This window comes from Streptomyces sp. NBC_00335, from assembly GCF_036127095.1.
Classification (GTDB): Bacteria; Actinomycetota; Actinomycetes; order Streptomycetales; family Streptomycetaceae; genus Streptomyces.
In genome coordinates this window covers 4,362,440-4,375,222 of the sequence record NZ_CP108006.1, presented here as the reverse complement: position 1 = coordinate 4,375,222, position 12,783 = coordinate 4,362,440, and the positions used below count along the sequence as shown (strand labels likewise).

Here is a 12,783-nt window from a genome sequence, read left to right as displayed (position 1 = left end):
ACATCATCAAGTGGAGCTGACTGTCCGTCAGATTCCAGGTGGATGTCAAGGCCGGGGCACTGTGACGGGGCACGGAAAACGCCCGAGGGCGCCCGCACTACCGGACCCCAGCCGGTCCGGTCGCGCAGGCGCCCTCAACAGTCGGTGCGGCTCAGGCCGCGGCTACCACCAGGGGTAGAAATTCACCGCCACGGTGGAGTTGTGCTGTTCGATCGCAGTGAAGGCCGAGCCGTTGACCTGCGCGGTGTTGTTCTGGTTGGACGCGCCGGACCCGGTGGCCACCTGCTGCGAGGTGGAGGAGTTGCCGTGGTTGTTGCCACCCACGCCGCTGCCGATGATGCTGGCGACGCTCGCATTCGATCCGTCGTTCGCGAAGGAGCCGTTGTCTGCCGATGCCACCCCGCCGAAGAGGGCGACGGCGAGGGGGAGAGCGGCGACGGCGGCGATGACGCGGGCGGTACGGATGCTTGCCATGTCTTTATCCTCCAGGAAACCGAAGTGGGGTGTACTCCAAGGCAGTTGGCCGACCGCCTCGGTCGTTCCGTGTGGTGACGACGTCGCGAGACCAGAGTTGCCCACCGAATCCCCGGCGAACCACCCCGGAGTCCTCGATTCCCCCGCAAGTATGACCAACACCGGATAAACCCCATTCGCGCCCCTGACGGCCCAGGTCAGCGCCTTGAGCCCCGCCGAAACCCCTGCCGTGCAAGGGCTGAACCGTTCCGCCAAACCGGCCGGCCCCGGACATGCCGAAAAGGGCCGCGCCGTCCGGGAACCCCACCGTCTCCCGGGCATGCGGCCCTGCGCTGCCAAGCTTCACGCCCCCTGCGCGCCCCCGGCGCTCGCCGGGGCCTTCCCACTGTGCCCCGCTCCGGGGCACCTTCACGGCGCGATCCGCGGTCGCGGCCTACTTACACCGACCGACCGGGCTCCAGCGCCTGCGCTGCTTTGCGTTGTGTTGCTCTCGCGTTCTGCTGACTAGCTCCTGCGTTGCTCCTGCATGCTGCGGCCTACTGATGGCATGGGGTGCCGGTACGAGTGCTGGGTGCTGGGTGCTGGGTGCTGGGTGCTGGGTGCTGCTGTGGCCTGCGTACTGGGCGCCGCGCACTGGGCCCACACCTTGCACCTGCGCGCGCTGCGTCCTGCGTCCTGCGTCCTGCGTCCTGCGTCCTGCGTCCTGCGTCCTGCGTCCTGCGTCCTGCGATTAACGGCCCTGCGGTGAACGGGTCCCGCGTCTGCGCGGTACGAGTGCTCCGTGCCGCGCACTACGCGGCGAGCGCCATCTCCCTGCGAGCAGCTCCGACGCGGACCGCTGCGGCGATCGTGGCGCTACGGACGCTGTCGTCCACTCCGGACTCGAACCCGGCTCCGGAGACGGCGGCCAGGGCAGTGGTGGAGCGGCGGACGGACGGGGTCTTGCCGTGTGCCTCGGCGCGGATGCGCTGCTTGATGGTGGGCGGGAGCGAACCACCGCGCATCATCGCCCTCCAGGTCCGCCGGGCCATGAAGGCCGGTCGGTTCACCGCGGCGGCCGCGGGGGCGGCGGCGGGGGAGGAGGAGAGCGGGGTGGCGGCGGCCTGGGCGACCTTGCCGCCGAAGCCGAGGGAGGTGAGGAGGGCCACGAGGGCCGCGAGGACGGTGGTCCAGATCGACGTGATGGTGCTGCGGTGAGCCATGACGGGTCCCTCTTTTCGCGAATGTTCCGACGGGCGGATCTGAATACATTCGTCATGATGCGGGCGCAACCGGAGCGCCTCCACGCCCCGCGCCGTTCTTCCGACAAACACCACTCAAAGGGGCTAATCGCATAATTCGACCCCTCTGGATCCGTACGTGACACCCGGCCGGAACTTCGCCCAACGATCGCCATCTCCCCATCTCCGGGCGGATGTTGACATCCACTCAGCCCTCCCACCATGCTCGCCCACGGCGCGACGGATCTTCTTCTCATGGTCGGGGGACCAGGTTTCCATGCGGAACCGAGACGTACTGATATCGGGTGCCGGCATCGCGGGCACCGCCCTGGCCTACTGGCTGCGCCACCACGGCTTCCGGCCGACCGTGGTCGAGCGCGCCCCCTCCCTCCGCGAGGGCGGCTACAAGATCGACGTCCGGGGTGCCGCGCTCGACGTGGTCTCCCGCGCCGGGGTCCTCGACGCGGAGATCCTGCGCGGTGACCTCAACCGGATCCTCTACGACCTCAGCGTCGACGCAGCCGGCGGAACCAACGGAACCGACGGCGTCGAGTACCTCTTCGGCGACTCCATCACCGCCGCCACGGAGACCGCGGACGGCATGGAGGTGGCGTTCGACAGCGGTGCGCGCCGCGTCTGGTCGGCGCCTACGTCCTGGCGGGCGAGCTCGCGGCGGCCGGCGGCGACCACGCGACCGGCTTCGCGGCCTACGAACGCGAGATGCGCGGCTTCGCGGAGGAGAACCAGAAGCTCGGCCCCTCGAACATCAAGCACATGGTCATGCGGACCAAGCGCCAGATCTCGATCCAGCTGGCCGTCCTCTCCCTCCTGGGCCGCCTGCCGGGCAAGGAACGGATGATGAACAAGGTCATGGAGCCGATCCAGAAGGCCGCGAACTCCATCACCCTCTAGGACTACTGACCGGACCGGTGGCGGGTGTCCGCCAGGACCCCCGCCACCGGTCCGGCGGGCGCACCGGAAATCCCTGGCCCGCGCCTGCCCGGCGGCGCAGAATTCCCCGCATGGGGACAGACATCTACGGCTTCATCGAGTGCCGCTGGGATCGCTGGCTGGACGAGGACGACCGCAGCTGGGGCAAGGCCGCCGACATCGCGGACCTCTACAACGGCCGCTCCTATGCCGCCTTCGGGTCGCTGTTCGGCGTGCGCGAGACGACCGCGTTCCGTCCGCTCGCCGACTACCGCGGGCTCCCCGCGGACGCGTCACAGGAGAGCCGCACCGCCTTCGAGTCCTGGGGCCGGGATTCGAGGGGCTCGTCCTGGATCAGCTGGGCGGAGCTGGCCGCCGTGGACTGGGACGAGCTCTCGAACGAGGTGGACGACTGCGTCCACGAGTACCGCCGCGGCGCCGACGGAACCTGGGAGCTGTACGGCAGGAACACCGACCTCACCCGCTTCGCCGAGCTCTCCGGCATCACCGACCCCAGAGCCCTCCACCGTGCGGGCCGCGGCCTCCCCGAGGGCGTGGAGTGGCCCGACGGCGACCGCCTTTTCCGCATCGGCCGCCTCCGTCGCCGGGACACCGTGCCCGACGGCGACTGGGGCGCCGTCTGGTCCGTCATGCGGACCCTGGCGGGCCTGCACGGGGACGAGGGCGTCCGGCTGGTCGTCTGGTTCGGCTGACTCCACGGCTCGTACGCGGGGAGCCAGTACGCTCATGATCCACATCGACTTGGGGGAGCTCAGGATGCGAAGTGCCGTCGTCACGGCGAGCGGGGACCAGATCCGCTGGGCCGAACTGCCCGGAGACGGACCGGCGCGGATCTACGTGCACGGTCTGGGATCCACCTCGCCCGCATACTTCGCGGCGAGCGCCGCGCATCCGCTGCTCGCCGGGCGGCGATCCCTGCTGATCGACCTCCTGGGGCACGGGCACAGCGACCGGCCCGAGGACTTCTCGTACACGCTGGAGGCGCATGCCGACGCTCTCGCCACCGCGCTGGAGCAGGCCGGCACCGGCCCCGCGGAGCTGATTGCGCACAGCATGGGCGGCGCTGTCGCCATCGTGCTGGCCGAGCGGCACCCCCACCTCGTCTCCCGGCTGGTGCTGATCGACGCCAACCTGGACCCGACCCCGCCCGACCCCGCCGTCGCGGGCAGCAGCGGCCTCGCCGCCTACACCGAGCAGGAGTTCCTGGCCGGCGGCTGGGCCGAGGTGCGCGACCGGGTCAGCCCGCACTGGTGGTCCACGATGCGTCTGGCGGGCCGCGTCGCCCTGCACCGCAGCGCCGTCCACCTGGCGGCGGGCACGACGCCGACGATGCGCGAGCTGCTGTTGCAGCTGAAGATCCCGCGCACCTTCCTGCTCCCGGCCGAGGACGGCCCCCTCCCCGGCACCGAGGCCCTGGAGGCGGCCGGAGTGGCGGTCGTCCCCATCCCGGACTGCGGGCACAACATCATGCTCGACAACCCCGAAGGCTTCGCCCGGGCCTCCGCGGACGCCCTGGCCAGGGACTGAAGAACCTGGGCCAGCGGCCCGGGCCCTGGCCCACACGCGGGGAGGGCGGGCACCCGATTCGGATGCCCGCCCTCTGACCTGCTACTTCTCTGACCTGGCGGTGGGTGTGGGATTTGAACCCACGGTGACTCTCGCCACGACGGTTTTCAAGACCGTTCCCTTAGGCCGCTCGGGCAACCCACCTGGCGGGTACAGAGTACCGGGCGGTGGGGGTGGGTGGCGCTGGGGATTCGCCGGGGGTCAGGCGGTCTGGGCCTTGTCGTAGGCCGCCTTCGCCTCGTTGCCGAAGTACGGGCCGAACATCCGGTTCGGCAGGAAGGTGTAGCCGAAGCTGTTCACCGAGACCTGGGTGCCCAGGCCGGTCGCCTCGTTGAAGTCCTGGAACCAGGGACCGCCGCTGGAGCCTCCGGTCATGTTGCACGGCAGGCTGTGGTCCTTGGTCAGCAGGAAGTCCTTGCCGCTGTTGCCGCTGCAGTACACGAGCTTGGTGCCGTCGTACGGGGCCGCCGCCGGGAAGCCGAAGGCGTACATCTTCTTGTTGTAGCCGCCGTTGAAGACGATGCCCTGGGCTCCGACGGCCTGGCTGAGCGTCCGTCCGTTCAGCGGTGCGACGACCGCCAGGCCGACGTCCATGTTCATGTCCTCGCTCGCCACCCACTGGTCGGTCGCGAAGGTCTTGGTGGCCGTCCACTGCCCGTAGGGCGCGTTCCCGTTGTCGTATCCCGGAACGAAGATCCAGTTGGTGTGCCAGGCGCCCTGGTACTTCACGCAGTGGCCGGCGGTGATCACCGTGCTGCCGTTGGCGCTGGTGATCGAGTCACCGGAGCAGGAGGCGCTCTTCCCGTTGAAGGTGAAGAAGACCCGGCCCGAGGTTTTGACCACCGCGCCACCGGACGTCCAGGCTCCGCCCGGCTGGGGGAAGGCCGTGGGGGAGGCGGGGGCGGTCGGGGCGATCGTCGTGGGGCGCTCCGCGGTGGTGAGCGCCGTACGGGCGGCCGCACCCGGGGCGGCGATGCCCGGGGCGGCCGTGATGTCCAGCGGCGTCGCGGCCCGCATCCGCTCGGCCGACCACGAGCCGGGGGCGGGGCGCTGCGCGGCGGCCGAGGGGGAGGCCGCCGTCAACGCACCCGCGAGCAGGGCTCCCGTCGCGAGTAAGACCGATATGGCTGTCCGATGGCGATTCACGCATGACTCCTTCTGCCGTGCCCGGATGAAGAGTTGTCGGTGCGGATCGGGGGCAGAGTGGCACGCCGGGATCGAGATGTCAGTCACCAGTCGGAACGTTCGGTCGGTTCCGGCCAGGAAATGGCCAACTCCCGTCAGGTGGTGAGGAGGACGCCCGCGTACGAGGCTCCGGCCACCACCACCCAGGCCGCGAGGCCCAGGAGGGCCGCACGGCCGCCCGTACGGGACAGGGTGGGCAGGTGGACCGCGCTGCCCAGGCCGAACAGGGCGGCGGCCAGCAGCAGTTCCTGGGCGGTGTGCGCCCACTCCAGCGCTACGTCGGGCAGTACCCCGGTGGCGCGCAGCGCGGCCGCGGCGAGGAACCCGGCCACGAACAGCGGCACCGGAGCCGGGCGGCGCCCCGAGAGGGTGCGCGCTCCGCGCCTGCGGGCCCGTACCGAGAAGGCCACCGCCGCGACCAGCGGGGCCAGCAGCGCCACACGCATCAGCTTGACCAGCACCGCTTCACCGAGGGCGCCGGGGCCGGCCGTCTGCGCGGTCGCCACCACCTGGCCGACGTCGTGGACGCTCGCGCCCACCCAGCGGCCGAAGTCGGGGTCGGAGAGTCCGAGCGGGGATTGCAGGAGCGGGAGTACCGCTATGGCGAGGGTCCCGCACAGGGTGACCAGGGCCACCGAGGAGGCCACGTCCTCCTCGTCGCTGCCGGATACCTGGCTGACGGCTCCGATGGCCGAGGCTCCGCAGATCGAGTACCCGGTGGCTATCAGCAACGGCTGGTCCCCGGGGAGTCCGAGCCGCCGGCCGAGCCAGAGGGTGCCGAGGAAGGTCGCGGCCACCACTGCGGCCACCATCGCCACGGTGGCCCAGCCCAGCCGGAGCACCTCGTCCAGTCCCAGTGCCAGGCCCAACAGGACGATGCCTATCCGCATCAGGCGCCGCCCGGCCAGGGAGAGGCCCGGGCGCGCGGGGCCCCGTACGAAGCCCCGTAGACGGGGGAGGTGAGCCGCTGCGATGCCGAGCACCACCGACACCGTCAGCATCGGCGCCCAGGGCGCCAGCCGGTGAACGGACCAGGCCACCAGGACCCCGGCGGCCGCGAGGCCCAACCCGGGCCACGATGAGGATGTTTCACGTGAAACATCGACCGGCTCCGGCGATCCCGCCCCGCGCACCGGGCGGTTCAGCAGGGCCATCAGTCGGTCGGGAGCGTGTAGACGCGGCGGACACTGCTGCCCAGGCGTACGACGTCGGCGCCGTAGACGTGCAGGGATATCGCCTTCGTGCGACAGGAGTTGCGGACCTTGTGGATGTCGCCGGGAGGGGCGAACCCGCAGACCTCACCGGGGCCGTTGACCACGTGCTCGGTCGCCACCAGCCGGGCGCCGGTGGTGGCCGTGGCGGGGACGAGGCGGTAGCGGAGCTCGCTCTCCTCGCCCTCGTGCACCCCGGCCACGCACCACGAGACGTGGTCGTGGATCGCGGTCTCCTGGCCCGGCAGCCACACCAGGGCCACCACGGAGAAGCTGCCGTCCGGCTCCGCGTGCAGGACGTGCTGCCGGTAGCGGTCGGGGCGCCCCTCGCGCTGCTCGGCGGTGAGCAGGCCGGGCGCCCCCAGGTGCGGGGCGAGGCGTTCACCGACGAGGTAGGCGGTCAGGTCGGGGGCCAGCCCCCGCTCCACGACCGTGCGGATCTCACTGACGAGGGCGGCCGTCCTCGCGGTCGTGCGGGCCGGCGTGGTGGTGGTCATAAGGGGAGCGTCGAGGAGCCCACCCATCACGTCCAACGACAGTTGTGAGCCCAAATCCCAATCTCAGCTTATGGATTGGGGTGGAGCAGGACCCTCCGGCGGACCGGCTCAGCAGCCGACGCGGTTCGAGGCCGCCTGCCTCAGCGCCTCCAGCACCACCGCCGTCGCCGGGACCCGCAGATGGTCGCGGTACACGTGCGCGGCGATGTGACGGCGCGCGGCCGGCAGGAGGGCCCGCCCGCACACCTTGCTCAGCGAGAGCGAGGGCAGCACCAGGGCGGGCATCATGGCCACGCCCAGGCCCTGTGCGACCAGGCTCTGGACCACCAGGTTGTCGTCGGTGGCGAACCGGATGTCGGGCACGAAGCCGAGCCCCGCGCATTCGTGCAGCAGGTTCGCCCGGCAGCGCGGACAGCCCGCGATCCACCGCTCCTCGGAGAGGTCCGCGAGGTGCACGGCCCGCCGCCGGGCCAGCGGGTGCCCGGTCGGCAGCAGCACCGTCAGCTGGTCCTCCATGAGCCTGACCTCGGCGACCTCCTCCGGGACCTCCTCGTGCAGGCCGGGGTAGGTGAAGGCCAGGGTGATGTCGCACTCGCCCCGCTCCAGCCTGCGCAAGGAGTCCGGGGGCTCCCCCTCCAGCAGCTCGACCTGGATCCCCGGGTGCTCCTTGGCCAGGCTGCTCAGGGCTTCCGGGACCAGGGTGACGTTGGCGCTGGGGAAGCCGCACAGCCGGACGCGGCCGGTCCGCAGCCGGGCGTACGCCTTCAGCTGGGCCTCGGCCGCGGAGAGACTGCCGAGGATGGCCTCGGCGTGCCGGGCCATCGACTCCCCGGCCTCGGTGAGCTGCATGCGGCGTCCCACGCGGGTGAACAGCGGTGTGCCGACGGCGCGTTCGAGCGCCTTCATCTGCTGGGTGATCGCGGGCTGCGTGTACCCGAGGACCCGGGCGGCGGCCGAGTAGGACCCCGAGGCGACCACCTCGTGGAACGTCCGTATGTGCCGCGAATCGAACACGGTTGAAGCATAAGCGGACGTTGGGAGGGGCCGCAGGCACAATCGCGCCTACGGCCCCTCACCATCAAGCCAGTTGGTCCTGCCGCCGCCGGACTGCGTGGTGCGCGGCGGCCGGCGGCTACTTGTCGCCGACCCGGGAGCCGAGCGTGATGTCCACCGTGGTCGGCTTGCCACCGCGCAGGTAGGTCAGCTTCACCGTGTCACCCGGCTTGTACGTCCAGATCTCGCTGATCAGGGTCGGGCCGCTGTCGATCGGCTTGCCGCCGAGCTCGGTGATGATGTCGCCGGGCTTCAGCCCCGCCTTGCCCGCCGGGCCGTTCGGGTCGACCAGCTCGCTGGCCGAGGCACCCGACTCGGAGATCTTCGCGCCGTCGGTCTTGGCCGCGAGGTCCACGGAGACCGAGATCACCGGGTAGACCGGCTTGCCCGTCTTGATCAGCGATTCGGCGACGTTCTTCGCCTGGTTGACCGGGATCGCGAAACCGAGGCCGATGGAGCCGGCCTGGCCGCCGCCGAAGCCGCCGTTGCCGGCCGACTGGATCGCGGAGTTGATGCCGATGACCGCGCCGCGGCCGTCGAGCAGCGGACCGCCGGAGTTGCCCGGGTTGATCGAGGCGTCCGTCTGGAGGGCGCTCATGTACGAGTTCTTGCCGCTGGAGCCGTCGCCCGAGGCGACCGGGCGGTTCTTGGCGCTGACGATGCCGGTGGTGACCGTGTTGGACAGGCCGAACGGAGCGCCGATCGCGATGGTCGAGTCGCCGACGGCGACCTTGTCGGAGTCGCCGAGGGGCAGCGGCTTGAGCCCGGACGGCGGGTTCTTCAGCTTGATGACGGCGACGTCGTACCCCTGGGCCCGGCCGACGACCTCGGCCTCGTACTTCTTGCCGTCGGAGAAGGTCGCGCTGAGCTTGCCGCCGTTGGCCGCGGAGGCCACCACGTGGTTGTTCGTGAGGATGTGGCCCTGCTGGTCGTAGACGAACCCGGTGCCGGTGCCGCCCTCGCCGTCGCCGGCCGAGGCCTCGATGGTGACGACGCTGGGCAGCGCGCCTGCGGCCAGGCCCGCGACGGAGCCCGGATCGCGCTTGAGCTCCTTGGGCGTGTTGCCCGCGCTGACCGTGGTGGAGCCGGAGCCGTTGGCGCTCCGGTCGGCCGCCCAGTAGCCGACGCCGCCGCCTACGCCGCCCGCGAGGAGCGCCGCCGCGAGGACGCCCGCGATCATGCCGCCCTTGCCCTTCCGCTTGGGCTGCGGTGCGCCGTCGGTGGCCAGGGGCACGCCCCAGCCGCCACCGCCCTGGCCGTCGCCGGCCCCGTACGCCGGGGCCGCGGGCGGCGGGGGAGGCCAGCCCTCGGCGCCCATCGCCTGCGGCGCGGGGGCCTGGGCGTAGGCAGCAGCGGGAGCCTCGGCGTACGCCGGGGTGACCGGCGGGACCGGGTTCTCGGCATATGCGGGAGCCGGAGCCGGGGCCGGAGGCTGGACGGCAGCGGCGGGCTGCGCCGCCGGGGTGTGGGGGAGCTGCTGGGTCGGCTCGGCGCCGGGCGCGGGCGTCGGCGGCAACTGCTGCGTCACCGGCTCCACGGGCGCGGGCGCGGGCGGCGCGACGGGGGCAGCGGGCGCGGCGTCGACGGGCGCGGCCACCGGGGGTACGGGCGGAGCCGCGGGGGGCGTCGGGGCCGCGGTGCCCTCGTTCTCGGTGCTCACAGCGCTGTCTCCTCGTCACACACGGCTTCAGAAATACGGGCGATATCGGTCCGACTGAACGTTCGACGTGCCGTACAAGTTCCTGGGCAAAGCCTTTCCCATGACCCGTCAGAGCACTGTAAGCCGGACCTGTGAGTCTCCCCCATCCTTTATCTCCGACATTTCGGGCGCATCCCCAGAAGCACCCACAAGCGTCTGGAGGGCTCTCCCCGACATCCGGGCCCCTCCCGGTGGCACCATGAGCCGGTGACCCACGCAACGCCGCGCTCCATCCAGGTCGTCGCCCACCGCGGCGCCTCGGAGGATGCCCCCGAACACACGCTGGCCGCCTACCGCAAGGCCATCGAGGACGGGGCCGACGCCCTCGAATGCGACGTCCGGCTCACGGCGGACGGCCATCTGGTCCTGGTCCACGACCGGCGGGTGAACCGCACCTCGAACGGCCGCGGCGCCGTCTCCGCCCTGGAGCTGGCCGATCTCGCCGCCCTGGACTTCGGCTCGTGGAAGGACCGGGAGGAGTCTCCCGACTGGGACGCGGACCCCGAGCGGACCTCCGTACTCACCCTGGAGCGGCTGCTGGAGCTGGTCGCGGACGCCGGGCGGCCGGTACAGCTGGCGATCGAGACGAAGCACCCCACCCGCTGGGCCGGACAGGTGGAGGAGCGGCTGCTCTTCCTCCTCAAGCGCTTCGCACTGGACGCCCCGCCCGCCGAGGGGCCGCACCCGGTCCGGGTGATGAGCTTCTCCGCGCGCTCCCTGCACCGGATGCGGGCGGCCGTGCCGACGGTCCCGACCGTCTACCTGATGCAGTTCATCTCGCCACGGATGCGGGACGGCCGGCTGCCGGCCGGCGTGCGGATCGCGGGACCGGGGATGCGGATCGTCCGCAACCACCCGGGCTTCATCCGCAAACTTCAGGCCGCCGGGCATTCCGTTCACGTGTGGACCGTGAACGATCCTGAAGATGTTCAGCTCTGCGCTGATCTAGGCGTGGAAGCGATCATCACGAACAGGCCGCGACAGGTTTTGTCACAGCTGGGCCGCTGACATCCCACTTTGCGCACCCGTCACAGGCGACACATCCGTTACAGGGTGTGCACCGGCGCATCCACTGCGCGTTCGGTCGCCGCGAATGCGTCAGAGGGCGCCGGTCCGGCGGTTTCCGGTCCAGGCCATTGGGGCATCCAGACCATGCGTGGGGCTAAGGAGGTTCCGGGGGTGGCGTTGATGGTGGCACAAGAAGTGCCCACGTCGTCGTGCATGGACGTGTCCCATGGTCCTGCGGGCGTGGGCGAGGCGAGGCACCGGATGCGCGAGCAGTTGCGCATCAGCGGATTGTCCGAATCGATCGTGGATGACGCCGTACTGATCCTTTCCGAACTGCTCAGCAACGCCTGCCGGCACGGCAGACCGCTGGGCGCGCGGGAGATCGGGGACGGCGGGATACACGCGTCATGGCGCGTCGACAAGGCGGGGCGGCTGACGGTCGAGGTCACGGACGGCGGCGGGCCCACCCGTCCCATCCCGGCCAAGCCCTCGGTCACCGCGCGGGGCGGGCGGGGGCTGAACATCATCAGCGCCCTGGCCCAGGACTGGGGTGTCCGGGACGGAGCGGCGGGTGAGGTCACCGTCTGGGCGATCGTTGCCTGTGGGACCCGGCACGAGGATTTCGCTACGCGCGTTGCGCCCCCTGCGATCGATTTCAGTACGGCCTTCGACGATCTGGATACCTGATCCGACCGGTCCTCGACCGCGGGTGGACGGATGGCGGCCGTCCGGGAGCGCACGCCGACCGTGCTTCCGGCCGCACCCCACCGGTTGTGGCGGCACGAACGGCTAGGCTCGCGCCCAGACCGACGCCGTACCGCCGCAACCGGGAGACACCCACGATGGCCAAGAAGCGCCCCGCCGCGAAGTCCGCAAAGCCGCAGCTCAACAACGGGGAGATCCCGGTGGTGGGCGCCCGCGAGCCCTGCCCCTGCGGATCCGGGCGCCGTTACAAGGCCTGCCACGGCGCGGCCGCCGCCCACGCCGTCACCGAGCACGTGGCGCGGCCGTTCGAGGGCCTGCCCGGCGAGTGCGACTGGGTGGCGCTGCGCGAGCTCGTCCCCGCTGCCACCGTGCCGCTCACCCTCAAGGGCGGACTGCCCGAGGGCGTCCCCTCCGTCACGCTGGTGACCGTACTCCCGCTGGCCTCGCCGGCTCTGCGCCGCGAGGACGGCTCCGTCCTGCTCGGCCTGCAGAACGACTCGACCAGCGGCGACCTCGCCCGGGACATGGCCGACACCCTGGAGCGCGCGCTCGTCGCCGAGCCCGGCACCGTCGTCGCGGCCCGCCGGGTTCCGGCCGAGGGTCCGCGACTTCAGGATCTCCTGTCCGTGGACGGCGGTTTCGAGCCGGTTGTCCACAGCGGGTTCGAATTCTGGATTCCGGAAGCGGAGAGCGCCCAGAACGCCTCCCCGGAGATCGCCGCCTCGCTGGAGCGCGCCAACGCCGCCGCCATCCCGACCGTCAAGCTGACCGGCGTGGATGCCGCCTACTGGTGCGAGACCCCGGACAAGAACCACCTGCGCTGGGTCATGCCGCACCCCGAGGAGAAGCTGCTCGACGCGCTCGCGCGGCTGTCCGCCGCGGGCACGTCCTCGCTCGGCGAGGGCACCAAGCTGGTCGGCTCCTTCCGCGCCCACGGCCTGATGGTCCCCGTCTGGGACCTGCCGACCGGAGTCTCGGCCGAGGACGTGGAGAAGCCCGCGGCCGAGCTCGCGGAGCGGCTCGCCGCGGCCCTCGCGACGGACGCGCCGCTGACCACGGAGGAGCGCCGCGCCCGCGGTGGCCTCACCAACCGCCAGGTCACGCTCAGCTGACCGGGTTGGCCGGCCCGTTCGCGGGCCGGCCACGAGGGACCGCGGGCGGGTCAGCGGGAGGGTCAGCGGTGACCGCTCACCGGTGACCGGAGTCACAACTCC

General features: G+C 71.5%; 12 protein-coding genes, 1 tRNA gene and 1 pseudogene. 6 read left to right on the top strand and 8 right to left on the bottom strand.

Going from position 1 to position 12,783, the window contains the following annotated elements; genetic code table 11:
• Nucleotides 1–162 precede the first annotated feature (162 nt).
• Both OHA37_RS19620 and OHA37_RS19615 read right to left on the bottom strand, forming a co-directional pair.
• Entirely contained in the window at nucleotides 163–474 is a 312-nt protein-coding gene (locus OHA37_RS19620) for a hypothetical protein (protein ID WP_250738547.1), read from the bottom strand.
• A 791-nt stretch (nucleotides 475–1,265) separates the two neighbouring features.
• Nucleotides 1,266–1,676 carry a DUF6344 domain-containing protein gene (locus tag OHA37_RS19615; protein ID WP_266907014.1) on the bottom strand — a complete coding sequence of 137 codons (411 nt, stop codon included), beginning with the start codon at nucleotides 1,674–1,676 and terminating at the stop codon, nucleotides 1,266–1,268.
• 738 nt (nucleotides 1,677–2,414) lie between these two features.
• Between OHA37_RS19615 and OHA37_RS19610 the strand changes: the two genes are divergently transcribed.
• The 3 genes from OHA37_RS19610 to OHA37_RS19600 all read left to right on the top strand — a co-directional run bounded on the left by OHA37_RS19610 (nucleotide 2,415) and on the right by OHA37_RS19600 (nucleotide 4,172).
• Nucleotides 2,415–2,606, top strand: a complete 192-nt coding sequence (locus OHA37_RS19610) for a hypothetical protein (protein WP_266913451.1) — start codon at nucleotides 2,415–2,417, stop codon at nucleotides 2,604–2,606.
• Nucleotides 2,607–2,716: 110 nt separating this feature from the next.
• Nucleotides 2,717–3,337, top strand: a complete 621-nt coding sequence (locus OHA37_RS19605; protein WP_266907012.1) for a hypothetical protein — start codon at nucleotides 2,717–2,719, stop codon at nucleotides 3,335–3,337.
• A 64-nt stretch (nucleotides 3,338–3,401) separates the two neighbouring features.
• Nucleotides 3,402–4,172, top strand: coding sequence for an alpha/beta fold hydrolase (locus OHA37_RS19600; protein WP_266907010.1), 771 nt, complete (start codon nucleotides 3,402–3,404; stop codon nucleotides 4,170–4,172).
• A 95-nt stretch (nucleotides 4,173–4,267) separates the two neighbouring features.
• Here OHA37_RS19600 and OHA37_RS19595 read toward each other — a convergent pair.
• The 6 genes from OHA37_RS19595 to OHA37_RS19570 all read right to left on the bottom strand — a co-directional run bounded on the left by OHA37_RS19595 (nucleotide 4,268) and on the right by OHA37_RS19570 (nucleotide 9,817).
• Nucleotides 4,268–4,355, bottom strand: a tRNA-Ser gene (locus OHA37_RS19595).
• A gap of 57 nt (nucleotides 4,356–4,412) precedes the next feature.
• The gene (locus OHA37_RS19590) at nucleotides 4,413–5,357 is read right to left on the bottom strand and encodes a trypsin-like serine peptidase (protein WP_266907008.1); all 945 of its coding nucleotides are present in this window, start codon (nucleotides 5,355–5,357) and stop codon (nucleotides 4,413–4,415) included.
• Between the two features lie 134 nt (nucleotides 5,358–5,491).
• Nucleotides 5,492–6,550 carry a YeiH family protein gene (locus OHA37_RS19585; protein ID WP_266907006.1) on the bottom strand — a complete coding sequence of 353 codons (1,059 nt, stop codon included), beginning with the start codon at nucleotides 6,548–6,550 and terminating at the stop codon, nucleotides 5,492–5,494.
• Nucleotides 6,550–7,104 carry a cysteine dioxygenase family protein gene (locus OHA37_RS19580; RefSeq protein ID WP_266907004.1) on the bottom strand — a complete coding sequence of 185 codons (555 nt, stop codon included), beginning with the start codon at nucleotides 7,102–7,104 and terminating at the stop codon, nucleotides 6,550–6,552. Before OHA37_RS19580 ends, OHA37_RS19585 begins: the two co-directional genes overlap by 1 nt.
• 108 nt (nucleotides 7,105–7,212) lie before the next feature.
• Nucleotides 7,213–8,118 (bottom strand): LysR family transcriptional regulator, encoded by a 906-nt coding sequence (locus OHA37_RS19575; RefSeq protein WP_266907002.1) that lies wholly within the window; start codon nucleotides 8,116–8,118, stop codon nucleotides 7,213–7,215.
• Between the two features lie 118 nt (nucleotides 8,119–8,236).
• Complete coding sequence (locus OHA37_RS19570) at nucleotides 8,237–9,817, bottom strand: S1C family serine protease (protein ID WP_266907000.1); 1,581 nt, start codon at nucleotides 9,815–9,817, stop codon at nucleotides 8,237–8,239.
• A 246-nt stretch (nucleotides 9,818–10,063) separates the two neighbouring features.
• On the opposite strand from OHA37_RS19570, the gene OHA37_RS19565 reads away from it, so the two are divergent.
• From OHA37_RS19565 to OHA37_RS19555, 3 genes and pseudogenes are all read left to right on the top strand, one after another.
• Complete coding sequence (locus tag OHA37_RS19565) at nucleotides 10,064–10,864, top strand: glycerophosphodiester phosphodiesterase (protein WP_266906999.1); 801 nt, start codon at nucleotides 10,064–10,066, stop codon at nucleotides 10,862–10,864.
• An 85-nt stretch (nucleotides 10,865–10,949) separates the two neighbouring features.
• Nucleotides 10,950–11,551, top strand: a pseudogene (locus OHA37_RS19560) (ATP-binding protein).
• Nucleotides 11,552–11,706: 155 nt separating this feature from the next.
• Nucleotides 11,707–12,681, top strand: coding sequence for a DUF5926 family protein (locus tag OHA37_RS19555; RefSeq protein ID WP_266906997.1), 975 nt, complete (start codon nucleotides 11,707–11,709; stop codon nucleotides 12,679–12,681).
• Nucleotides 12,682–12,783: the final 102 nt, after the last annotated feature.

What these genes read in the sequence shown, in the direction of transcription:
- OHA37_RS19605 (WP_266907012.1), top strand. Translation starts at nt 2,717, where the DNA reads ATGGGGACAGACATCTACGGCTTCATCGAGTGCCGCTGGGATCGCTGG.
- OHA37_RS19610 (WP_266913451.1), top strand. Translation starts at nt 2,415, where the DNA reads ATGCGCGGCTTCGCGGAGGAGAACCAGAAGCTCGGCCCCTCGAACATC.
- OHA37_RS19555 (WP_266906997.1), top strand. Translation starts at nt 11,707, where the DNA reads ATGGCCAAGAAGCGCCCCGCCGCGAAGTCCGCAAAGCCGCAGCTCAAC.
- OHA37_RS19585 (WP_266907006.1), bottom strand. Translation starts at nt 6,550, where the DNA reads ATGGCCCTGCTGAACCGCCCGGTGCGCGGGGCGGGATCGCCGGAGCCG.
- OHA37_RS19600 (WP_266907010.1), top strand. Translation starts at nt 3,402, where the DNA reads ATGCGAAGTGCCGTCGTCACGGCGAGCGGGGACCAGATCCGCTGGGCC.
- OHA37_RS19580 (WP_266907004.1), bottom strand. Translation starts at nt 7,104, where the DNA reads ATGACCACCACCACGCCGGCCCGCACGACCGCGAGGACGGCCGCCCTC.
- OHA37_RS19615 (WP_266907014.1), bottom strand. Translation starts at nt 1,676, where the DNA reads ATGGCTCACCGCAGCACCATCACGTCGATCTGGACCACCGTCCTCGCG.
- OHA37_RS19620 (WP_250738547.1), bottom strand. Translation starts at nt 474, where the DNA reads ATGGCAAGCATCCGTACCGCCCGCGTCATCGCCGCCGTCGCCGCTCTC.